Origin of the sequence: Enterobacter cloacae complex sp.6700776 (assembly GCF_048284255.1) — a bacterium.
Taxonomy (GTDB): Bacteria; Pseudomonadota; Gammaproteobacteria; order Enterobacterales; family Enterobacteriaceae; genus Enterobacter; species Enterobacter intestinihominis.
Genome location: NZ_JBLVYK010000104.1, coordinates 1 through 338, shown reverse-complemented (window position 1 = coordinate 338; position 338 = coordinate 1). Strand labels below are relative to the sequence as shown.

Genomic DNA, 338 nt, shown 5'->3' with positions numbered 1-338 from the left:
ACCCATTACTGGTACCCATCATCGGGCTGTTGATCCTCTCCTACCACATGGGCTATTTCCTTTCGGACTGGCCTTTCTGGCAGGTATACGCCATCCTGGCGCTGGCCTACTTTGCTGGTCGTTTTGGACTGAAAAAAAGGGCGTCTTCTAAAGACGAACCTCAGGAAGGCAAAACTACCGGTCAGTAAAGCATTACCTGTACTGGCCTGTTCCACTCTCTACATACAGGCCACTCAGTCAATTTACGGAAAAGCATAGAAGGAAAAACACCATGAGTAACATGACCGTGTCGTTTTACAGCAAAAAACATCATGACACTGTAGCAAGCGCTATTAAGG

Annotated in this window: 1 protein-coding gene; it reads left to right on the top strand. The window is 47.3% G+C overall.

Going from position 1 to position 338, the window contains the following annotated elements; translation table 11 throughout:
• Nucleotides 1–8 precede the first annotated feature (8 nt).
• Nucleotides 9–188: a hypothetical protein gene (locus tag ACNQ0T_RS23420; protein WP_218954741.1), complete on the top strand. Its 180-nt coding sequence runs from the start codon at nt 9–11 to the stop codon at nt 186–188.
• Nucleotides 189–338: the final 150 nt, after the last annotated feature.